At 62.3% G+C, this 22,442-nt stretch carries 16 protein-coding genes and 4 pseudogenes; 10 read left to right on the top strand and 10 right to left on the bottom strand.

Features of this window, described 5'->3' with window-relative positions; all coding sequences use genetic code 11:
- Positions 1-264: 264 nt before the first annotated feature.
- Positions 265-747: a bactofilin family protein gene (locus tag AES38_RS15980; protein WP_157883595.1), complete on the top strand. Its 483-nt coding sequence runs from the start codon at positions 265-267 to the stop codon at positions 745-747.
- Between the two features lie 496 nt (positions 748-1,243).
- Here AES38_RS15980 and AES38_RS15975 read toward each other — a convergent pair whose 3' ends face one another.
- Positions 1,244-2,149, bottom strand: a complete 906-nt coding sequence (locus AES38_RS15975; RefSeq protein WP_157883594.1) for a hypothetical protein — start codon at positions 2,147-2,149, stop codon at positions 1,244-1,246.
- A 208-nt stretch (positions 2,150-2,357) separates the two neighbouring features.
- On the opposite strand from AES38_RS15975, the gene AES38_RS15970 reads away from it, so the two are divergent.
- Complete coding sequence (locus AES38_RS15970) at positions 2,358-2,537, top strand: hypothetical protein (RefSeq protein WP_157883593.1); 180 nt, start codon at positions 2,358-2,360, stop codon at positions 2,535-2,537.
- Between the two features lie 90 nt (positions 2,538-2,627).
- On the opposite strand, the gene AES38_RS15190 is transcribed toward AES38_RS15970, so the two are convergent.
- From AES38_RS15190 to AES38_RS16580, 6 genes and pseudogenes are all read right to left on the bottom strand, one after another.
- Complete coding sequence (locus tag AES38_RS15190) at positions 2,628-3,527, bottom strand: arginase family protein (protein ID WP_081001944.1); 900 nt, start codon at positions 3,525-3,527, stop codon at positions 2,628-2,630.
- 63 nt (positions 3,528-3,590) lie between these two features.
- Positions 3,591-4,025 carry a VOC family protein gene (locus tag AES38_RS15185; RefSeq protein ID WP_053775956.1) on the bottom strand — a complete coding sequence of 145 codons (435 nt, stop codon included), beginning with the start codon at positions 4,023-4,025 and terminating at the stop codon, positions 3,591-3,593.
- A gap of 110 nt (positions 4,026-4,135) precedes the next feature.
- Complete coding sequence (locus tag AES38_RS15180) at positions 4,136-4,372, bottom strand: hypothetical protein (RefSeq protein ID WP_157883592.1); 237 nt, start codon at positions 4,370-4,372, stop codon at positions 4,136-4,138.
- 149 nt (positions 4,373-4,521) lie between these two features.
- Positions 4,522-4,788, bottom strand: coding sequence for a hypothetical protein (locus AES38_RS15175; protein WP_053775954.1), 267 nt, complete (start codon positions 4,786-4,788; stop codon positions 4,522-4,524).
- Positions 4,785-5,159 (bottom strand): annotated as a pseudogene (locus AES38_RS15170) (MFS transporter); the annotation flags it as partial. The pseudogene AES38_RS15170 and the gene AES38_RS15175, both read right to left, overlap by 4 nt.
- Before the next feature lie 110 nt (positions 5,160-5,269).
- The gene (locus AES38_RS16580; protein ID WP_342343912.1) at positions 5,270-6,064 is read right to left on the bottom strand and encodes a trypsin-like peptidase domain-containing protein; all 795 of its coding nucleotides are present in this window, start codon (positions 6,062-6,064) and stop codon (positions 5,270-5,272) included.
- Between the two features lie 743 nt (positions 6,065-6,807).
- On the opposite strand from AES38_RS16580, the gene AES38_RS15165 reads away from it, so the two are divergent.
- Together AES38_RS15165 and AES38_RS15160 are read left to right on the top strand one after the other, a co-directional pair.
- Positions 6,808-7,194, top strand: a complete 387-nt coding sequence (locus tag AES38_RS15165; RefSeq protein ID WP_053775952.1) for a recombinase family protein — start codon at positions 6,808-6,810, stop codon at positions 7,192-7,194.
- 626 nt (positions 7,195-7,820) lie between these two features.
- On the top strand, positions 7,821-8,528 hold the full coding sequence (locus AES38_RS15160; protein ID WP_256998903.1) for a hypothetical protein: 708 nt from the start codon (positions 7,821-7,823) through the stop codon (positions 8,526-8,528).
- A gap of 104 nt (positions 8,529-8,632) precedes the next feature.
- Here AES38_RS15160 and AES38_RS15965 read toward each other — a convergent pair.
- A pseudogene (locus tag AES38_RS15965) lies at positions 8,633-9,519 on the bottom strand (IS5 family transposase); the annotation flags it as partial.
- A 246-nt stretch (positions 9,520-9,765) separates the two neighbouring features.
- On the opposite strand from AES38_RS15965, the gene AES38_RS15565 reads away from it, so the two are divergent.
- Both AES38_RS15565 and AES38_RS16575 read left to right on the top strand, forming a co-directional pair.
- The gene (locus AES38_RS15565) at positions 9,766-10,626 is read left to right on the top strand and encodes a trypsin-like peptidase domain-containing protein (protein WP_072174729.1); all 861 of its coding nucleotides are present in this window, start codon (positions 9,766-9,768) and stop codon (positions 10,624-10,626) included.
- A gap of 19 nt (positions 10,627-10,645) precedes the next feature.
- Positions 10,646-10,762: pseudogene (locus AES38_RS16575) on the top strand (IS5/IS1182 family transposase); the annotation flags it as partial.
- 522 nt (positions 10,763-11,284) lie between these two features.
- On the opposite strand, the gene AES38_RS15150 reads toward AES38_RS16575, so the two are convergent.
- Positions 11,285-11,587, bottom strand: coding sequence for a hypothetical protein (locus AES38_RS15150; protein WP_053775950.1), 303 nt, complete (start codon positions 11,585-11,587; stop codon positions 11,285-11,287).
- A 2,457-nt stretch (positions 11,588-14,044) separates the two neighbouring features.
- On the opposite strand from AES38_RS15150, the gene AES38_RS15135 reads away from it, so the two are divergent.
- Positions 14,045-14,437 carry a hypothetical protein gene (locus AES38_RS15135; protein ID WP_053775947.1) on the top strand — a complete coding sequence of 131 codons (393 nt, stop codon included), beginning with the start codon at positions 14,045-14,047 and terminating at the stop codon, positions 14,435-14,437.
- Positions 14,438-15,850: 1,413 nt separating this feature from the next.
- On the opposite strand, the gene AES38_RS15560 is transcribed toward AES38_RS15135, so the two are convergent.
- The gene (locus tag AES38_RS15560; protein WP_256998911.1) at positions 15,851-16,684 is read right to left on the bottom strand and encodes a trypsin-like serine protease; all 834 of its coding nucleotides are present in this window, start codon (positions 16,682-16,684) and stop codon (positions 15,851-15,853) included.
- A gap of 753 nt (positions 16,685-17,437) precedes the next feature.
- Here AES38_RS15560 and AES38_RS15125 point away from each other — a divergent pair.
- The 3 genes and pseudogenes from AES38_RS15125 to AES38_RS15555 all read left to right on the top strand — a co-directional run bounded on the left by AES38_RS15125 (position 17,438) and on the right by AES38_RS15555 (position 21,725).
- The gene (locus AES38_RS15125; RefSeq protein ID WP_053775945.1) at positions 17,438-17,785 is read left to right on the top strand and encodes a histone-like nucleoid-structuring protein Lsr2; all 348 of its coding nucleotides are present in this window, start codon (positions 17,438-17,440) and stop codon (positions 17,783-17,785) included.
- A gap of 330 nt (positions 17,786-18,115) precedes the next feature.
- Positions 18,116-18,533: pseudogene (locus tag AES38_RS15120) on the top strand (leucine zipper domain-containing protein); the annotation flags it as partial.
- Positions 18,534-20,465: 1,932 nt separating this feature from the next.
- Entirely contained in the window at positions 20,466-21,725 is a 1,260-nt protein-coding gene (locus AES38_RS15555) for an MFS transporter (protein WP_081001943.1), read from the top strand.
- The last annotated feature ends 717 nt before the right edge of the window (positions 21,726-22,442 follow it).

The following is a 22,442-nucleotide window of genomic DNA, read 5'->3' as shown; positions in this document are numbered from 1 at the left end:
CCCGAACGGCACTTCGTACCCCTATACCGGGCCGGCGATCCCTTGGATGACTGAACAGACGGTCTCGACCGAGACGGCGCTCCGCAGCCTGTCGGACCGCCGGGCTACGGCGCCCGTCGGTGTCGCTCCTTACGCTCGGAGAGATGTGGCACTTGATGCATGGCAGGACGCCCTTGTTGCCACGTTCGACGTACATTGACTTGAGGCCACTGCCGCCTACATCCACGCCTTGTAACCCTCCACCGACACGCACAGGACACGCTCATGGATCACCACCACCCGACAAGCATCAACATCGCTCAGGACGGTACGAGAACAGAAGTCCCGACCCGCGTCGTGGACGGCTCTGGAACGATGAAGGGCACCAGTTCGACGCCTGTATGCGTGCACAGCGGTACCTTCACACTTCCGCTCGGCGCAACCCTCAACGGATCGTTGACGATCCGGACTGCCGGCCACGCCGTCATTTCCGGCACGCTCAACGGCTCTCTCCACGTCGCCGCCGCCGCGACGGTAGCCATCGACGGCCGGCAGAACGGAAGCGTTCAGGTCGACGACGAGGGTCTCGTCGAAGTGCTCCCTAGTGGGCAGGTAGCAGGGTCGCTGACGCTGGCCGGACGCCTTGAGAACGGAGGCACTCGGGGAGGCAGCGTGACGATCCGTGGGGGCGAACTTGTCGACCTACCAGGAGCCACCATCCGAGAGCCGGAGCGCCTGGCAGACGGCTCGCACTTATACCGCTGGTGACGGAGATAAGGCCGCGCGCGGGCACCTAGCAGCCCCATCCACGACCCACGTAGACAAGCCGATAATAATTATTATGTCATGTGACGACGTGTCTGCTCGCCGCCGGCGCTCCCTCGCGCTGAACGCGAGGACGATCGGCGTCTGGACAGCTTGCGGGACACGTCTACACATCTGCCAACATCGAGCGCACCCCGACCGCGCTGCCCCCATTCGAACTCATGCTGTGCCTGGCACGGATGCCTCTTCGATGACGCGCTAGGGTCCGTCCACGGCGCAATTTTCTTTTGATAATGCGGGCTTCGAGAGCGTACTCCGAGACATGGGCGCAGAGCTTAAAATTGCCGACGCGGCTTTTCGGGAGACCCACACAGGGTTGCCTTCGCACGTGGTTCGCGCAGACCTGCCTCGCGCCCTTCCCGATTGGTTGACACTCGCCGAGTCAGACGCCGATGCGTATGCCGAGGCTGTCGCGAGCGGCGAGGACTTCACTTTCGAGCTAGAGGGGTAGCGACGCGATGAACGCACCAATTTGGTCAGAAACAACGTTGCCGAGGGCGCCTGCGGCGCCACCGGCCAGCACTTGCTGAGCCGCCTCGGCGATAGCTCGCAAGCGAGTCGGACGCGCGCCACTCGCCGCTTCCTCTTCGAGATCACGTGCAGCACTCACTAACGCGTCCGCCTGCGCTCCATCTACCAGTGTCGCGAGCTGCTGCACAGCCTGAGCCAGGTGTCGGGCTTCGTCAGCGATCCCCTGGTTGTTCTGCACCATATTCGCATCCCGGCCGGCATACGCGATCTGCGTAGGACCGTTGAAATTCGTCGTCGCCCCACCCCCGATTGCGCGAGGATCCGCATGCACGTCTCGGTCGTTCTCCACGTAGTCCTCTCCCTTGGCAGTAACCTCTGGGTGGATCGGCGCCGGGTGCCCCCAGGACCCCTGACCGCGGATGAAAGCGCGCTCTTTCAGCCACACCGCCGCTCGCTCCTCTTCATCTTTGGTAAACGAGGTGCCGAGAAAATTGACGCCCGACTCGAGGAACTCGCCTGGCTGCGGATAACGCCCATTGTGGACAAGTTCGTAGAGCCAACGAAGGTATACATTTCGTAGGGCTTTTTGTCGTTCGAGTCGATTCCCACGCAGCCCGTCGAACTCATTCCATGCATCGCGGCCCGCCTGAGAGGGCCTAGCCAACCACATTCCGGCCATACGCTCCTCTAGGTCCATATAACCCAGGTCGCGAAGAACCCGCACATCCGTCGAAAGAGCTCGCCGTTCGTCCTCATCACTTGAATCACGCATTAGCGCGCCCGGCGTAGCATGCGGCTCACCGGCGTCCACGTGCGCGATGACAGCGCCAAGCAGGTCGAGGCGACGGACGTCAGAGGATGACTTCAACGGCATGCTCGCAACCTACTCCGCGTGCCCCTGATGTCTATCTCTTACCCAGCTGAGCTCCCGTCCGCCGTGGGAGGCGTTCCGGTAGAGGGTCAGTGACCGAACGCCGCAGGATCCAAACCTCTCGCTGATCGACCGACGTTGGGGGTGGCCAACCGTCGAGGGCGTCGATCACCGATGACCGGACAGTTCGGCGCGCAAGTAGTCTCGGCGCGTGAGCGAATCAGATGGAGACCTGGTGTGGTTGAGTGTCGGCCCTGCCTATGAGGACGGCGAGTTGATCAGCCGCATGCGGCTGCCGAACGATGCCCTTCGCTCCGCGCTCGAGATCGACGGCGCTTACCTCGAAGGCGCCGAGGCGCGTATGTATGAGGTCTGGACGGTCGAGCGGTAGAGGGATGTCGCGCTCCGCATGGCCTACGCGTCGCATCGACGGACAGAATCGAGCGCGTTCCGGCAGCGGATCCCCCTCCGGACAGTGACGTTAGAGCGCCGAGCCGAGCCCACTGAGGCCGTCGACCACCACGTCGCTCACCAGGCGCGCGTGCCGCCCGTCGGGGTCGAGGTCCGGGTCGAAGACCGTGACCGAGGCCCCGACCGCGCGCGGAGCGAGCGCACGCAGGAGCTCGACGAGCTCGCCTGCGGTGCAGCCGCCGGGATCCGGGCTGTCCACCGCGGGCATGACCTCCGGGTCGAGCACGTCGACGTCGACCTGCAGCCAGTACCCGGACACGTCCGCGACGCGCAGCACCGCGTCGGCGACCGCCTGCGTGCCCAGGATGCGCCACTCGCTCGCGGGGACGACGCACCCCAGCAGGGACCGCACCTCGACGATCTCGGCGTCGTCGTCCCGGCAGCCGACGTGCGCCGCATGCGCTGCCGCGAAGTAGGGCCCGCACCCGTCGATGTCCGCGATCGCCTGCCGATGCCGGCCCACGGCCACGGCCAAGTCCTCTCCCGCCACGCTCGCGCACCGATCGCTGTTGCCGGGGTTCCGGAAGTCGGTGTGCCCGTCGACGTGCACGAGTCCCGCTCCCCCGCGACGCGCCATCGCGACGCCGGCGCCGAGGAGGACGCTGCAGTCGCCACCGACCACCAGCGGCGAACCACCTGCGCGCAGCACGTCCGCGACGCGGTCGGCGAGGCGCCGGGCGTGCTCGACCATGGCCTGCTCGTTGCGCACGCGATGGGTCGGCCGGTCCGCGTCGTCGTCGACGTACCGGCCCGGCAGCACGACTCCCCCGTCGCGCGCGCCGAGCTCGGCGAGACGCCGGAAGAGGCCGGCCTCGCGCAGGGCCTCCGGCGCCTTCGCGGCACCCGGCACGGACCCCGGTCGCGGCGGCTCCAAGCCGAGGTTCGTGGGAGCGGAGAGCAGGACGATCACCCGGATGAGTCTGGCAGCCGGCCGAGTCCAAGATGCCACCGGCCCTGTCCGTTAGGGGATCCCCTACCGGACGACTGCTCGGCGTCCTAGCGGCGACTGGAACCGGAGGAGGTACCCGTCGGGATCGGTCACGACGAACTGCTGCACGCCGGCCTCCTGGTCGTCGTCGACCCGATACCACTTCATCTCTACCGGCATAAAGAGGGCTACCTCGGCTTCTTCAAGAGCCGCCGCAACACGCCGAGAGTCAGGGACCGTGACCTGGAAGTTGATCCCACGCCCCAAGGGCGGGTCCAGCGGACCGGTCACCCAGTTGCGGCCTGCGCCCGCTTCCTCGAGCATCACGTGAGCCGAGCCGAGGGTCACGTAAGCGAATCGTTCCTCTGGGCGCGAGTAGCGCACCGCGAATCCGCAGAGATCGCACCAGAAGGTGAGACTCCTGTCGAGATCGGTGACCAGCAGCTCGGGGACCAGAGTTGGTTCGTCATCAGGCGCCATGACCTCATCGTCGCATCGACCACGACGACCACCGCTGAGGAGAAGCGGCGTCCGGCGAAGGATCCCCTACCGGACGGATCGAATGCAGAGCAGACCGGGGACCTGAGGCTCTAGCGGCGCCGACGGTTAGATCGTCGAACGATCATGGTCCCTACGATGCCCAGCACGATCGTGCCGAGGAAGACGACGACGGCCTGGGGCAAGAGCTCTAGGCCGAGGAAGCCGGAACCGAAGGAAGCAATTAGGGCCGCGGCCGCGATGACGACGAGGCCTTGCCTCGTCGTCGGTTGGCCGGAGAAGCGCTGTTGCCCAGTTGGGTCTTGCACTTTGCCCGGTCTCTTCGTCATGCGCTCACCATGGCACACACTCAACGGGCGGCTGCGCGGGCGACTGATGATCAACCCTCGCGGCGCGATTGGGTTCCCGCAGATTGCCACGAACGCCTACCTCGCCTCGCGGGCGGTGTTCGGTAGGCGATGGCTACCCGGACAGCCACTCAGCTCGAGCCGTGGTCCTGAGCTGCTGGTGTCGCAGCACCGTGCAGCCGAGCTCGGAGGTATGCGTCGTGGGCGACGGCGAGGAAGCCGGTGCCGAACGTGATGCCCGCGATCGAGCCGATCATCCATGCCCCGGCTGTCGGCTGGTCGGCGACGTGGAGGACGACGCCGAGGACAAATCCGGCGCCGCCGATCACCAGGATGGCGACGGCGATCGCTCGCAGCCGGGCGGCCGTCGCGAACGGGTCGACAGCGGACGTCGTCATGCGCCCGGAGCCTTCCCGGACGTCGCGCGGGTGCTGAGGACCCGGGCGAACAGGAGCACGAGGAGGCCGGCCGCGGGGACGAGGATCAGGCCGTAGCGCAGCGACGAGGCGTCCGCGATGGCGCCGACGACCGGTGGTGACAGCAGAAACCCGACGCGTAGGAGCCAGCCGATGATTGTCAGGCCGGCACCGGGTGCGAAGCCGGGGAGATCGTCTGCGGCCTGCATCGCGGAGGGGATGAGGGTCGCGACGCCGAAGCCGGCCACGCCGAACCCGACGATCGTGCCGACGATGCTCGGGAACGCGAGCTCCGCGCCCATGCCGATGAGCACGAGGACGCCGCCGAGGCGGGCGATGGCGCGCTGGCCGAAAGCGCACGATATTCACCCTGAGCATCGCGCCCTGCCCGCAGTGACTCCGTGCGACTACGGAGGTACGCGCTGCGGCTGGCTTATTCCGCGCATCACTTTAGGTAAACTTTTTAGGAGGTTGCTAGCACGTAAAACGGTTGTTCTCGGAAAAGAACAGCGATCGGTACGTAGCTCATGTAAGTTTCGTCTCCTGAACCCGGCAATCCGCCGTCACAAATAATGCCGATAATATTCATGTCCCTGCTAACAACAGGCCCCCCCGAATCACCTTGCCTCGTTGAGGCTGAGAACGTCTCCGCCAAGACTTGCTGATTGCCCAATTCCAGTCCCGGCGGGGGCGGGATCGAAATCCAATTACACATGATTCCAGTCACCATCCCGGTTGTGCAAAAAATTTCTCGAGGAGCCGGTACCTTAGTCCCGGCTACTCGCAATGACGACTCCTGGCCAGATCGGTTCCTCGCAGCGAACACCTCACCAATTGCCCGAGGCTCGTAGTCACTTACGAGAGAACAGCGGATGCCGGCTGATGTCGGATAACAACTTCTTCTCGTCGTCTGCGCCGGCTCAACCCGGACGATCGAGAGGTCGACGTCTGGCGATTCCCAAATTACTGACCCGATCTGCACATCATTAACGCGCACATGCGCACCACGACCGCCGCAATGCTTCGCTGTCACAACGTATCGGACAGCACGTTGATACGGGGTGATTCGTGAGAATATTCCAGAGCCTGTCAACACAGCCCCAGCAGTGCAGTCAATGTCCCTCGTGTAAGCAAAACCTCGACTTTCGCCAAAGATGAGATGGGTACCCGCCCGTATAGGCAACGAACCACGGGCCACGCGGTCGACCGCCTGGACTGGTGCGGCGATTGCGCAGCTACCAACGAGGCTGAAAACCATGACGAAAGAGAGTATCAAACGCTTACCAATGCGCAACATGTAAACAGACATTAGTACCCGAGGCGAGCGAAGGACGCGCGTTCTCCACAGGCGCAGCCTCAGGCCGCGCCGTCTTAATGAGCCTGTCCCCTATCGCCCCATGAGGCCAGCGTACAATATCAACATAGTTGCTTGCGCAAATCATGACCGCGTTTTTGGGCCTCGTTGCGCAGTATAATAGATCCGCTTGGCGTCGTTGAATACGCCATTGATCAAGTACTCAATCGAGCGAATCTACATACTTTTCGCCTACCAGTTTATTAATTACCGAGGCTTGTTCGCACTATCCGCCTGGGCACTGATCCCAACGATCACGTCTCGGCTTAGGCGTTATTGGCATGCTCCTCCTCCGACGCCCCCCCTGAGCTCTCTCGAGTGCGTCGCACCCCAGCCGATCACGTGGCAGGTGACAGAGATATCGACGACGCCGTGGCTGTCATAGATCTTTCGCGCTGGCCCCTTACCAGGCACGGTCGCCCATCGGAGCACCACAGGAGCACCACAGGAGCACCACAGGAGCACCACAGGAGCATACATGCGCACCGCGGCGATGAGATACTCCAAGAGCGCTCGGGCAACTCCCCTCCCCCGCGCTTCCATGATAATGAACAGGTCTTTGAGCGAAAATGCCTTCGTCCGCCACGATGGGACGTAGGAACCGCCGGACGTATGCGAATCTGATCCCGCGGTAGTCGCTTTCCGCGATGATCGCCCGGCCCTCTTTCGCGGGATCGAGAATCGACTCTCGACCGGCTCTCGCGCGTTCGATCAGCGATGACCGCACGATCGCCAACGAGCTCGCGGCTAATGCCGTCGCGGTCAGCATCGACGGCTCCGTGCACGACCCGACCGACCGTACCGGGTGGCTCCTACTCAACATGCTCGCGATGTTCGCCGCCCTTGAATCGGACCCCGTCCGCACCCGCACCCGTGAGGGCATGAAAGTCGTTGCGAAAAAGGGGAAACTTAAGGGCAGCAGGCACAAGATATCCCCTGCCGCTGAACGACACCTGGCCGCGCTGTACCGAGCTGGCGATCACTTGATCAGCGAGCTCTACGACCTATGCTCGATCGGCCGCGCGATGGTCTAACGTGCAATGGATCGAAACCCTGCCGAGGAAGGCGGAGCAGCTTGCCCTTGCTTGCTTCGACAACTACGCGAGGAAGTAGCCGCCAGGGCCGTGGCGCCGCGGACGCAGCACGTAATCCGGTAAACCGCGCTCAACCTGCATGCACGATCGGCACTCACCCTTGGTCCCATGGGGTGGCAGACGTCGCTATGCCCGGAAGAGCTGTCGCCGTCGACATGCTCGCGTACTCTCATCGCCTGTCGGATTGCGCAGCTTCATGGTTGCTCGCAATCTACAGCAGCGAGTCGCCCATGGGCGCTTCCTGACGAACGGTGCCGCTGCTTCTTCCGCGCGTGTCCGCCTAAGCTCACTACCCGGATCCCCACGACATGGCGCTTCGACCACGAACGCGTGCGTCCCAGGTGCGTGGTAGGCGCGCTATTCAGGCGCAGGGCCATTGTGCACCCCACCCTCGGCATCTTACCCGCGGCGCCACGGCCGTTCGATCGGGTCAAGCCGTGCGATGGGCGGCACGGCTAGGCGGGGCATAGCGAGCAGCCGACCTGTGCAAAACCTCCCAACGACTCATCAGCACGCGTTACCGTATGGGCTTCACGATCCGGTTTCGCCCTACCGAACAGGCCTCCATGCAGCCCTCAGTCTCACCGAATCCTGCCTCGACGATCTCAAGCCACCGTCATCGGAATTGGACCATAGTTTCCTCGGTTGCGATGCTCGGTATCGTCGGGTCGCTTGTGACGGGTGTCCCGGCAGCGAATGCTGCTGAGAAGTCAATCGCCGTCGCTGTGCAGGACGGGTCGTTCCTGCAGGATGTGGTCGATGGGCGCATCACCGTCGACCAGCTCGTCGACGCGAGCGTTGCCGGCCGCGCCCAAGGAGCCCCCGCTCTGGACCGGACGACCATGGCCCGCAGCATGGTAGCCGAAGTGGAGGAGCTCCGCAGTACCGGCAGCATCGCCGCATGGGGAGAGTTGGGCAGCGACAGGAGCCAGGGGCGAGCCCAGGTCCCGCAGCAGGCGGCATCCCCCGCGCCCGCCGCCCAGGTCGGCACGCAGCTATCGCTTTGGCACAAGTTCAAGCGCCTATTCCACCACTGGGCGACCGTCAGGATCACCGCCCCCACTGGAGGCGCCCTCCTCGGAGGCGGAACGGCGACGGGCATCGCAGCCGTTGTTGCGGGAGCGTTCGGGCTGCTGGCATCCGCGATCTTTGTCAGCATCGGTGCCGTCGCGTTCATCACCCTCGGATCAGTCTCGTTGAGCTGCAACACCAGGCACTTTAAGTACCTCTACATCAAGTTCCCCGACCTCGGAAACAGTCACTGCGGCAACTGAAGCAAGCACTTCGTCGAAGTACCCTGCCCCTTTTCATCCACTCAAGTCGATAAAACGGTTTCACGCGTCGCGAAGGACACGGATGTGGTGTGGCGGACGCGCTCGAGCGTGTCTCCTAGGCGCCTGGTCCGGGCAATGACGGCGTTGAGGACGGCCGCGGCGCGGTAGACGATCGCGAGCTTGTCGTTTCCGGTTACCAGCCCCAGCCCGGCAGAAACCACGCTCGATGGCGTTGCGCTGCTTGTAGTCGACCGGGTCGTAGAAGACGGGCCTGCCTCCACGGAAACCGCGTCATTCCCGCTGACCCTGCTGATCCCGCGCCTCAGGCGTAACGGACTGGATGCCGCGACCACGCAGATGGAGGTGAATCGCCCGGGACGACTACGCCTTGTCGCCCCTTAGCCGATACGGCCGCGTGCGCAGCGGCCGACTGGCCTGACTACGCGGAGCCCTACGAGCGGTGGCAGCAGCATGGGCGAGTCACCGGCCTGCCCGGCGTGACGATCGGCACCAGCAGCAGCGCGTGCCTGTCGACGAGCCGATGCACCTTTGTGGACAGGCCGCGGCGGGAGCGGCCGAGACCATGATCAGGCGCCTGGACGTTGGGCTTCGTGTGATTCGATGACCCCCCTGTGTTAAGGGTTCTGTTCGTCACGTGCTGACGCGCACGAGCGACCGTGGAGTCCACAGACAGCGACCACTCGACCAGGCCCACCTGGTCGGCATGCGCGGTCAGCGCGGCCAGGAGCATGTCCCACGAGCCGTCGCCAGCCATCCGGCGGCGCCACTTCCACACCGTCTGCCACGGCCCAAACACCCTACACAGATCCCGCCACGCGATCCCGATCCGATACCGGTAGACGATGCTCTCGACCATGGAGCGAGCATCCGAAGACGGCCGCCTGAACCGACCCGCCCGGACCGGCAGGAACGGCGCGATCAACGCCCGCTGATCGTCCGGCGGCAACTCGGATCGCGACCTGCCTCCCAGGCTCGCAGCTATCACCACGAACCATTAGGACGAACGCCCTAGGTCGAGACGACGGGCGTCATCACTTTGCGATCTGCAATCGCTGGTCTCCACGTTGTCAGTCAGCACCCGACCTGTGGACAAAGGTAGCGCTTCAGATTAACACCTCTGTAAAATTAGTATTTCTTGAGCAGTGAATAAGCCCTGTGCATCCCGCGTGTACGTGGTTCTACTTTTATGTCAAATGAATCTGGAGAGTGCAATTAAATGCTAAGAACACATCGTCGGCGCCGCTGTGCCCTTACCGTGTCCATTAGCCTCGGGCTAGTGGCCGTCGCGTTTACGGCTTCTAGTGCGTCCGCGGTAGAAAGCGCGAGGCAGACACGACCAGTGGTTGCCGGTTCGCAGCTCGAATTCGAGTTCGGTGGCGATTGCACTGCAGGCGCAGTAGTGCAAAAAAATACTTGGAGCTCATTGTTAGTTGCAAAAGAGCGCGCCACCAGATATGTAGTAACCGCTAACCACTGTGTCGCACGAACAGGGGAGAAAGTGTATGTCAGAAACGAGATTGAATCTCGCCATGGCAATACCGCCCCCGTAGGAACCGTCTATTGGAGATCTGATGACATCGATCTGGCGTTAATCAAGATCGAACCGACTGTTCACGTGTCATACACGTGTGGAAGCTCCTCACATGGCGCGCCCCACTGCTTGCCGGTGACGACCTGGACGCCAAACGCGCTTCCTCGTGTCCTTACCGCATCGGTCAGAACACGGAGCATATATGGCCAACCTGTGATCGGGTACAGTGACCCCGGGCCGAACGAAACGTTCGCTACGAGCGGTAGCACCACTGGCGTGCAGGTCAACTGGATGAACCTATCCGTTCGCGCTTGGCCGCCCGGCTTCAGAGCCCCTCACAACGGAGATCAAGCGGCGTCTTCCACGACTGACCTTCTACTTGCAGGAGATTCCGGCGGGCCCGTCTTCAACCCGGATACGGGTATGCTTTACGGGATAATGACGGATCAAGTCCCTCGTCGCCTCACGGAGGACAGCACGATGGTATATATCAAGCTATATGAGTTTTTCAAAGAGCAGCGAGGATATAAGCTTTTAACTCGTTGACGCTTGACGCACCCCGTGATTAATGAAGCGGTGGGGTCTGGTGATCCGATAGAACAAGCTCGCGATCGTCCACCGCGCCGCGGCCGTCCTCAACGCCGTCATCGCCTGTACCAGGTGCCTAGGAGACACGCCCTAGCGCGAAGGTGATCACACCGCTGACGCTCGAGAGCGTTGTCGCGCAGATGAGCAGCGCAACCTCTGCTACAGGAAACGTCACAGGCAGCGCCATCAAGCAGCACAGGAACACACGAGCCCACGACCACCGATGGTCGTCGCCTTCGCCTGCTCAAACCACGTTCGCACGCCACCTGCCCTCACTCCCTTCAATGCCAGGTCGTCGTCGGTGAAGTCGTCAGGCCGGACCCGGACGAGAACCACAGGGCACACCCCGTCACATCCTTCGCGGCTCGCCACGGTCAGCACGGTAGTCATGATCAGGCGAGGTCAGGTGGTCATGATGCCACAGCACCTGCTGCCTCGTGAGCGCACGCCATGCAGTTCATGGGCGCGGATTCGTGGAGCGCAGCGGAACGAAGCCGCGGCACCTCGATGCGTGACTCGACCCCCTCGATGACGACTCGACATCAGGCGTGGCCGGGGTTGTTCACGCGGCCGCCCGCGTCTCTCAGCCCGTAACGCGGCGTAAGTCGCCCTTGTGTCAATCGCGGTACTCGTCGATCGCGTCCCGGACCAGATCTGCGGCGTACTTACGGCGCTGCACGATTCGCCGCTGCTCCAGACGGTCCTTGCAATACCGGGAGAGGCGGACGTGGATGGTTGGCGAGTGCTCGCCATCCGGCGCCGCGCCACACAGCTTCGGCCGGCCGATCGCCTTGGAGACGGCCGCCTTCCTGCCGAGCGCATCGAGGAGCAGCTGCGCCCCGATCTCGACCGCATTAGAGCCATGCGCACTGTCGCCGGGCAGCGTCGCACCCGTCGACGTCTCCTCCGTCGCCGCCATACGGCCTTAGCGGCCCTGGTCCTTCTTCGAGAGTGTCACTTCTCCTCCTCCATCAGCTTTCGGCAGTACGAGCAAAGCGGCATCACGTGGTACACCACTAATCCGCCGGGCTTGAGCTCAACAAGCACTTCAATGAGTCGATCCGACTGCGCGTGCTGCGGGCCAACGAAGAACCGCCGCTTACTACGCGGGCCGCCCTCGTTCATCTTCATCCGCGTGGAGCTCCGCAATGCGTTCGTGATCGTATGCAGCGCGTCGGGCCAGGGGATAAGGTGCTTGCCGGCGCTGCGCGTAATATCGATGCCTGTATGACCATTGCTCCACAAAGCGCCCCTGTGTGCTACCTCTTGGCCACACACCTATATGGCGATGACACTGGGGAGGACATACACCCGAGCCTTGGGATCGCAACTCATCGAGGGCTCCCTACCCGAACCCTCGCGACGTCGGACGGGGTCCGCCTGTGGAGTAGTTGCGACAAGCGACCGGCGGCCGCCCTAACTTAAGTCGATCAGCGGCTATGGCGCGGCCGATGTCGGCCGTACGCCTCGCTGAGGACCCTGAAGGGACAACGATGCAGACCTCCGTAACTCGCACTCTCGGTCTTCCGACCGAGTTCACCCCTGAGCCCCACAAGGCACACGCACGGCGTCGCCTGCTGGCAATCTCGGCCCTCGTCATGGCTGCTGCCCTACCTGTCATCGGAGTCGCGACCTCAATGCAGCCTGCCGAAGCCGCCCCTGCACGAATCCAGCTGCATCCGGGAGCGACTGGACCCATCAGCCACATCCTCGCTACCAGCGTCCCAGCCGGCACGCGGGCTTTCATGATCGAGTCATACAATTTCCTTCAGCCCACCCAAAGACGGACTTGCGTCTCATTCTCTGGAGGAAGCAGCGTCGTCTTCGACATCGCGGCGAGCGTCGGGGGCGTGTCCATTACGCCAACTGCGATCCCCGGATGCAGGGGCGTCAAGCGGAACAACACGACCGACATTGCTCCCAGCTCCAACCGGGACTCGCACTGGGACTTCGTGAACCGCGCCCGGCCTATCTGGCAGGGCAAGATCAAGCAGTAATCGTCGCGGCGGCACATCCGCCGGTCAGCACGTCTAAGAGCCGGGGTCCTAGGACTCCGGCTCTTCGTGTGTGACATTAACGCTCAAGGACCACACGCACACGCCGGGCTATGGAACCACGATCAGCTGCACGTCGGGCAATGGCGCCTACTCGTCTCCCTTCAAATCACTTTGGTAGCCGTTTGTTCACCGGACGCCGCGCACTATGCGCGACAAGGGCTGAGGGTCGCAGGAGCGCGCTAACCTTTTCAAGCAGGGAGAGACGCTCGGCCGCCGTGTCGAGGGTGACGTTGTTGGCTTGCTGCTTGAGCTCAAGTTGTAGGGCATCCTTTATGACAGCGGCGACTTGGCGCTCCGTGCACTCGAGGGGCTTCTGGTTGAGCTGCGAGACTGACACCAGTGAGAGACTATGAACCCGAGGCGCGGATCGCACCGTGCCGCCCTTGATTCGCTCTGTGTCACGCAGCGCCGGCTTCTGCCAGCCGTTCGTCAGTCCGTGGGCGTGGTTCCATGGATACCGCAGGGCACCCCACCCCTGCACTGTGACCGGTCATTCCCCGTCGACGGAGAAGTACGGCCGGCCTCCGGCGTGACCATGCTCGCGCGCATGTGGCGGTCTTCTCGATTGTGGCGCCAGGGGGCCAGTACCAGAGCGAGTCCTATGCGAGGTACTTGTAAGTCGCGGCGTTCTTCACGCCGGATGCCTCGGTGGCCCGGTTCAGTGCGAGGCCGGCGCGCTGCCGCTCGACACGATGCCAGACCTTCGGGGACAAAAGGCCGTTCGGGGTGTCAATCATAAAGTTGCGCTGGTACAGCACCCAGACCTCGGAACGACCGGCATACGGCGGATGGCCTTCTCGTTGACGTCGCCTGCGATGTGCGAGACGCCCTTGTTCCATCTGACGGTCTGGGCACACTCCCGCCCTTACGAGATGAGCAGCGGGTGCACCCTCGCCTACCGGATCTCCGTGTTCCGAAACCACAACGTGGTTGCCGGAGTGGCCGCCTTGTCTCAGGTGGTTACGTGCGGGAGGTAACAGTCGTCAATGTCGTCAACGCTGGAGGTGTCGCCGTGGAAGCCACGCACTCCATAGGTGCCGTCGGAGATGATCGTGGCCTTCAAGACGTTGCCGCGGTGCATCGTGTGCGGCTCGGAGGTGCACGCCGGTCATGGTCTAAGCCTACTGAGGACTTCGGGTGCTCCACGGCCGTTCACGCCCTCGTAGCCGGCTCGCAGCGTAGGTGACTCTCCTTCTGTCTTAGTAGTCGAGGCCTTGCTGGCACCGAGCGTCAGCCGCGGATGTGGACACGCCAATCCGGGGCGTCGACGTCCTTCGTATGGTGGGGACCACCTCATCACCTGCTTGCGAAGGACGACCATGACCCTCCCCCACGCCCGCCCGCTCATCACCACGGCCGCGTCCATCCTCCTAAGCGCAGCAATCGCCCTGGGCGGCGGTGCCGCTGCGGACGCGGCGGATCTGCCTAACCCCACCCACGCGGCGCCTCGAGACAACGCCATCATGCTCAGCGTCACGAACCCGAAGGTCCACGCCATCATGGTCTACCCGCTGGACGGCTCGGTACCAGACCTGTGCATCCCGATCCACTACGGCTGGAACAGCATCCCGCTCAACGGGCAAACGGCCGCGATTGCGATCGGCAGCTCCTGCAACCGCCAGGAAAAACTTAAGACCTTCCCCACCCGCATCGTCCACAGCCGCGAATGGTGGGACGCCAACCCGCGCGACTACCTCAGGCAGATGGGCTAGCCGATAGGGCGAAACGCCCAGACCTGACTACAACTGGGTGGTTCGGGGAGGCATACCTACCCGAACCCTCGCTACGCCGGGCAGATTCCTGTGGAGTAGTTGTGACAAGCGACCGGCAGCCGCCGTATCTGCGGGCCCTCAGCGGCTAGGGAGCCGCCGACTTTGGTTGTACGCCGCTGAGGACTCCTGAAAGGATGACTTTGCACTCCTCAACAGCCAGCACTCCCGGTATTTCAACCGCTTCTATCGCTGTTCCACACAGGGGACACGGACGGGGTCGCCGGCTGACAATGGCGACTCCTACCCCCGCCTGTAATCGACATTGACACCTCAGATAGCCTGCCGACGCAGTTTTTGCACGAGTGTGACTACATCCAAGTGCGCCGGGACCCATCAGCCATATCCTCGCTACCAGTGTCCCGCGGGCATGCGGGTGTTCGTGGTCGAATGGCACAACTTAATCGCGCCTTTCCTGAGACAGAGTTGCATTGCATGGTCTGGAGGGAGCAGCTCCGTGTTCAGCGTCGCGTGAAGCATTAAGGCCGTGTCCAGTACGCCAACCGCAATTCCCAACTGCAACGGCGTCGGCTGAATCAGCATGACCGGCATCATCGCTGACTTCAACCGGGACTCGCACTGGAATGTTTGCGAGCCGCGCCCGTCCTGCCTGGCAGGGCAAGATCAAGTACTAATAGTAGTCGCGGTGGCACATCCGCCGGAAGCGCGTCTCGGAGCGCGAGTTCGGGGAGGTCGAGGCGTGCGCACACGTCAGCACTGCGGGGGACGATAGCGCTAAAGCTGTTTGGGAGCACGCCCAGCGTCAACTTGGACGGCCCGACGACTGTCCCGAAAGGCATGCCCCGCAGGAATCCGCTGAGCTCATCGGCCTGTAGGCACCCGTCCTCTCGCAGCAGCGTGCACGCAACCATCGCGTTGGCGACATGGTCTATGTACCACGTTTGGCGTATCCGCAGGCATGCCACGCCCCATGGTGGCCATCACCGATTCGTAGGCGCCGGGGGACGTCGCATTGGTCCCGTCAGACTCCGCCCGCGCGAAGCAGGCGATTTCTGGGTGTTCGTGATAGGCACAGAGTCCTCGCTACGCCCCCAAGCGCTATTAATATAGGACACAGGCGCACCGAGAAACCTCGATGACATCGATTAGGTAGGTTGACGCTTCGAGTACTCGGCGTTGTCTACGGGCAACGCGTTAGCTGCAAACGGGCGGTGCCACGCTGATGGCAGCACCCGCGAACGCAGCGGCCGACCAAGAATAGCTTTTCAAATTGTCATAAGAAGTGGACTGTATTGTGATCCCGATCACTGCAAAGTGGGCTAGTTCGAGGCAGAGGAGAAGATGCATGTTAAAACGACAGCAGCGAGTACCGTGATGCCGAGTTTTGCTAATCGCCTAACTTGCAGGTGCAAGTGCATAGTTGGGCTGCTCTGTCAAAAACTCGGAGATAGGTGTGTATATACCGACGTTCGCGAAGCGAGTAGGGTCGGCAGAGCCGTGATGGATACCAAAGAGGACACCACTCGGGTCACTGACCGGTCCACCGGAATCTCCCTGATCCGTACCAGCGGATTCGCTACGCATCACTTTTTGACCCCGGGCTTTGGCTTGTTCTTCTTCTCGTGGTGGAAGGTTTACCAGACGAAAGGTGCAATTCGGTCCCGTGCGGTAACCAGATGTACATATTCGAGTTGTATTAGTTGGAGTGCCTACTCCCGCAATGGGTATTGCTCGCTCAAAGTTAAGCGTATACGGTAAATCGAGGATGATCTTCCCGACGGCTCTCGGTGTGAAGGTCTGGATTACACTACATCTACTTGCACCTCCGTAGGTGGGGCCGCAATGCGTATTACGATGCGCTTCCGGATCCACCTTAATCAGTTCGAGATCTCGATCCGGTGACGCCCAGATAACTTTCCCCACAGCATCCTCCCCCACGCTGACATCGGCTCCCACCTGTCCGCAGTGCTTGGCAGTAAGTACATACCGTGATGCCGCGGAGTACGGAAGAAGCCTCGATAAATATGTGGTGGACTTGAAGACTGCGCCGGCGGTACAATATGAGTCCGCAGCGTAGGTACCCGGATGTGGTGGCTGGCTGAAAGTAAGCTTAGTGCCCGCAACAATGGGAAGCGACGTACGAGACGCTCCCGCCGCCTGCGCGGAAGATGGTATTGCGATCAGAGGAGTTGCGCATATCAGTAGCGCGAGTGCGGCCGCGATACCCAAGCGAAACAAACGAGCCGTAAAGGATGTATGTAAATCAAGCAAGCAATTCTCCAATGTCAGGTTGTGATGCAATTTATTTACATATAGCAGTGAGTATGCTCGGGTAATCCGTGAGTCACGCTCGTCAACGGTTGGTGCCCACCAAGGCCTTGTCCACGGATTACTGTCGGACCATATTTTTGCAGAACTAAGCAAACCGCACGATTTCTATGCACAGGTTGCGTTAGCGGCCTTGGTTGGGCGTGGGCTACTGAGAGTGGGGCTGGACTTAGACCGGAAGGCCGTCATACTTCCTATACCAGCCCGACGCCGCAATTGAGATCGAGATGGTGCTGTCGGGAAGCGCCTTTACCTGCGCGGATCCGACCGCGAAGGAAGGCGACCCGGACAAGTGACGCCTCCCGACGGCGACGCCAAAACACGCACGTAGCGCCGGGCGGGGTTCACGATCGCATGCAGGCACGCCCCATACCGGACGAACAGGGCAACCCGCTCGGCCATCACTTGCCGACGGATGATCTGATTAGGCTTCTTGACCGTGAGTCACTTCAGGTCGCGCACGACCTCGAGCACTACGAGATATCTCGGGCGCGAACAGCCTAAACGACAGCCGCCGGGGCCCTCGCTCCCCTGACCCAAGGATGAGTGCGGTGGACAAAGTACGACCGTGATAAGTGCGCTGCGCCAGCTGGCCATGTATCGTATGATTTAGCACATCGTTACCGTGCTGAATCCGTATGGGGAGGAAATCACATGGCCCGCAAAGTGCTGACCACGCTCGTTGACGACATCCACGGTATGCCCATCGAGGAGGGCCAGGGCGAGAGCATCTCGTTCGCGCTCGATGGCGTCAACTACGAGATCGACCTCAGCGATGACAACGCCGCTAAGTTGCGAACCGCGCTCGAGGACTACATCGATAAGGGCCACCGCCTCGGCCGCGCGGCCGCCGGTACGGCGGCACCGCACGGCTCCGCAGGTTTGACACCGAAGCAAGACCTCGGCGCTGCACGCGAGTGGCTGCGCAAGCGCGGCCACAAGGTCTCCGAGCGCGGACGCATCTCCGTGCACCTACTCGAGGAGTACCGCGCGAACAGCTAGAGCGAGCTGCAGGGAGGAGGAGGCTGGCCCGCCACGGGCCGGCCCTTCAGCCGTCGGGGGGGGGGGGCAGCCGACGTCGGCCTGAGCCGGAGAAAACCCGATGGGAGGACGTGCTCACCGATAAGGATCACGGTCGTAGACGTCACGCACGTGCCCCGCGACGGCACGGGGACGGACAAGATCTGTGCGGCCGGCTACCGAAGGCGGCTGCGAGAACCGTGGCCGCCTCCTAGTTGTACTCGGCCACGACGTTGGCGACAGTTCGGGGCGAGTGGGGAGGTCTCCTGGCTTGACCGAGCTACTGATATGAACCATCGTCAGGTTGCCTCGATGTCCCACGGTGATGCTCGTTTGACGGTTTACGGGGGTGGTTCTCCTCGTGCGGCCGGAGGTGTATGATCGCTCGCCGGTGACGTCTGTCGTGCGCGAGCTCGGGGTGTCGCGCCATTCCACGCATCGGTGGGTGAAACGGTTCTGTGCCGAGTGGCTGCGAGGGCTGTCGGATCGGTCGTCCAGGCCTAGTTCGATGCTGACCAAAACGACCCCGGAGCGGGAACGCGTCGTGCTGGAGGCGCGGTCCCGGTTACGGGCAGGTCCGGCCCGGTTGGCGCCGGTGACGTCGGTCCTGGCCCGGACAATCTCCTGGATGCTGCGCCGGCAGGGATCGCCGCCGTTGGCTTGGATCAACCCGATCACCGGGGCGGTGATCCGGGCATCCCGGTCGACGGCGAACCGGTATCAGCATGAGCGCGCGAGGACCGGGTGCACGTGTCGATTCTTCTCGGGCATGACCGCGACGACCGCCGTCCGATTGGGGTACTAGCGGGCGCCTCCGGCAGCGATCGTCGCGATGTTGAGCGAGCCGAAGCTAGCGTCGATCTACTCTCGCGTGGTTGTCTCCCTCGCGGGTAGCGGGTGGAGGGGCGGGACCTAGGGCGGTATCGTCGTCGACTGGCCACGCCCGTTCCCATGAGTCCCATCCACGGAGCTCATTGGTCATCGCAGCGTTTGCGCCCCTGGGAACACACTTGCATCCCATAGACGTTCGCCCACGCCCTCTCCGCCGTCGGGCCGTCGACCGGGGTGACGACGCGACCAAGCGCTCGATGGAGGGTGGCGTAGGTGTTATCGGTGCGCTCCACAGTGAGCACCCGGTCCAGCTCGGCTCGTGAGTGCAAGTCTCGGAGCGCGGTCGCCGCAGGACGAGAACGCCTTCCCGCGCAAGAAGCGCATGGAGGTGAGAGCCGCGGCGTGGTCGTCGCCGAGCTCGGGGACGGTGCTGGTGATGACCCGGGTCTTGCACGCAGCTCGTGAAAGTGCGAGCAACCCGGGAGCTGCCTTGCCCCTCAAGTCCTCCTAGCGCGAACGGGTAGTTGGCCGGCAACTGCGCCATGGTCGCGTGCGACCCATCTCGAGGCAGTGCTGGTGCACGGCGGACGGGAGCGCGCCGCCGCCGGCGAGTAAATACCCGACGATGCTGGTATTTGCCCACCAGACCTGGTCCTTGACGGACTGGCGGTTGCGAGGGGCTTGGCCGCGGCGAGCGTCTCCGAGGAGCGCCGGTTCGGGAGGCCGTAGCCACCGCGGTATCGATGTCGACCACGATGAAGCCCTGTCCGAGGAGGTCGGCGCTCAGCCGCTTTAGGTGGCACCGCAAGCTCTTGGGCGAGGATGCGATGACAACTGCGACGAGGGCACTCTCGCCGGCGTCCTGCGGCGCGGAGAGGGTGAAGGCGCCAAAGCCGGGGCCGTCCGTGGCGGGGATGATAGTGCGGCTGACCGGCAAGGCCGAGTGCTCATGGGCGGATGTGCTGTCGTTGGTGGCGTGAGCGAAGGTGGCGGTCCGCGCGGCAGTGGTGATGCCGAGGAGGACGCACGTCGCGGATACGGCGACGTCCATGGGGCCGTGCGGCTCGCGGAGCGGTGACTGACGTGCCCGTGTCACTTCTCTACGGTGGCCCTTGCTCACACGTCCAGGCGGCAAGACCCTCGCCAGGTCGCGATGGCCGTAGACGCGGGGGTCCCGTGGAAGGGTCCGACCGTTCCCCGTCGCGGCGTCTTGAAGCTCGTCGGCATCACGGACTTTTTGAAATGATCTTGGACTCTCAGACGCCCCGGCGAAGGCGAGCTGGGTGAGGTCCTCGTTGAGGTTCTTCGTAGATCGAACCTTGCACACGAGGTCTTACAAAGCTGGCATCGAGTGGATGTTGGCCGAGGGTCAGGGACGTCCACCATGTCGGCTAGGAGCCGGTGCCGGCGGCACCCGTCATGCATGCTCCGAGGGGCAGGGCAGCGATCAGTCCGACTGACGATCCGCCTGTGGGGGCGGGTCTCCGAGGTACTGCATGGCGAGCTCGCCATGCAGCGTCCGCAGACGACGAACATGATGCTTCGGCACGCTTGAGGAGCATGGGCTGACATACAGCGACCATTCCTGTTAATAACTCGAGCGCCGTCTAGCGCTGGTCATCTAAGTTGGTGCTCCCATTACTGGCGTCGCGGTTCCGACGCAATAAAGACGGCGCCTTATAGCGGATCTGAATATGTCACCAAGTGGCGCCCATCGCCACGACGAATTGCAAGAACAGACACGCTGCCGAGAGCGCGCACCACGTTTATCCTTCTATGACGAACCGTAAGTGATGATATTCGCAGCACAACACACACTTGAGGTATATTCATGTCTTTACGCCCCCCTCAGTTCGCGGATTGTAGCTTTGTGGCCCTTGCTAGCAGTCGAGTCGTTGCTGCCATCTCGCAGACGGCCGTTCCCATAATCCTCACCCTTGGGCCCCGAGAAGGTGGTTTAAATGCCGACGCACTTGCCCAAGCGCTCTCCGCCCTAGTCATTGCGCAGCTCGCCATGCTCCCGGTCGGAGGAGTAGCGTTAGATCGCCTAAACAGGCGCGCGTACATCATTCTCGTCCAGTGCGCAACCGCCGTGGCATATGCGCTCTTCGGAGTGAGTTTCACACTCCAGCCACCAAATGACACAATGTACGTTATGGTAGCCGTGATTATGGGCGGACTGGCTGGACTCAACGGCCCAAGTACACAAAGCATAATTCCTCAGTTAGTCAAACACGAGCACCTCCAGGCATCCCTTTCCTCATTGAGAGCCGTACTCACGCCTGTGGCGGTACTCGCACCAATGATCTCGGCATTTTGGATAAGCCAATGGCCGTATCAGACCCTCCTGGTAGCTCTTGCCATTTTAAACATATTCAGCACAGTATTCCTTACTCAGCTGCCGCAACTTAAGCACCTCTCCGAGCGCAGATCACACCAACGACAAGCCCTGAAGTCGCACCCTCTCTTATCGCCCTGGTTTGCAACCACACAGCTTTCCTCCATTCTATTGATCGCCTTATCTGCAGGTTTTTATCAGCTAAGTGGTCCACGCATCGTTTCAGCCGACCCAGTACTGGGCAGCAACGCGTGGGCATTCATCCTCGGAGGGTTTGGTCTAGGCAACCTCGTGGGCGTACTCCGTCATCGACGTAAAAAACTGAAGGCAGCAGGCTCGACGCCTTTTTTGTTCCTTAGCGGTAGGGCCGCTCCAATCATCGCACTGGGACTCTACGCCTCCGGCGGGGTGTTCTTGACAGCGCCAAGCGCCGCGTTGGCCGGCTTTGCAGTCGGAGCATGGGCAGTCCACTACTACAACGAGATTCAAATCCGTATCCCTCAGGGAAAGCTTGGCTCAGCACTTGCTGTCGATGCATTCATTTCTTTGGCGGCCATGCCACTCGGCTATCAGGCCGCAGCGCTCCTGGCGGACAATTTCGATACGGAAACGCTTCAGATAGCTGCAGGTCTGGGTACTCTGCTTATCAGTGGTTTTGCATGGCTGGCTCTCCGCTGCCTAGAGCGTCCGTTGATCAATACCACGCGGGCCTCGCTACTTCGACGCACACGTGTCTGTGACTCTGCGGGGTGACTACTAATGATAGGCATAGGCTCTGCGCCATCGGGCGACTCGACTGCAGTCAGTAAACGCATGGTCAATTACAGCCCGGTGTCGCGACCGACATGGGTAGCTAGATACAAACTACAACGCGACGGCTACGGGTAGTTGGCCAATCTAATGACGGTAGAGCCGTCGTCGGTAAGTCTGAGACGCTACAATCGGATAGCGTAGCTTGCGGCGCAAGCCGTATCACACTGGGTAACAAAACGTCGTGGCTTGTAGAGTCCCGTTCGGCCATGATTGCAGGTCTGGAGCCCCCCCTGTGCAGGCGGTGCGGTTCTCCGCCTTTGTGGATCTGTTCCTGACAGGCAACGACGAGTTCGAAGGCCCCCACTTCGTAGCACGCCGAAAAGGGGCCCTAACACAGGATAATGTCACAGCGTCGTGCCCCCCCCTTCACGCGCTAGGAGGTCACCAGCACCATATCCGTCATCGATCGGTGGGAGGTCGAGTTTCTGAAGCATTATTTTTGTCACCGTGCTCCCCCGACAATAAAGCACACGGTCTTCCTCCGTGACTGAGGATCGATCTCGTCGATGGTTACGGGCGTGGAGTCGGCGCCGCGACATATTGAGCCCCGGTCGGCGTCGACAAATGCGGTAGCCGCAACCATCCACTCCTCCTCGAGATACGCTCGGAATCGCATGGCGGACAATAAGCAGAATCACTAGACCGATCTCGGTCTGG

Source organism: Clavibacter capsici, assembly GCF_001280205.1.
Lineage (GTDB): Bacteria > Actinomycetota > Actinomycetes > Actinomycetales > Microbacteriaceae > Clavibacter > Clavibacter capsici.
This window is presented reverse-complemented; position numbering and strand designations above follow the sequence as displayed.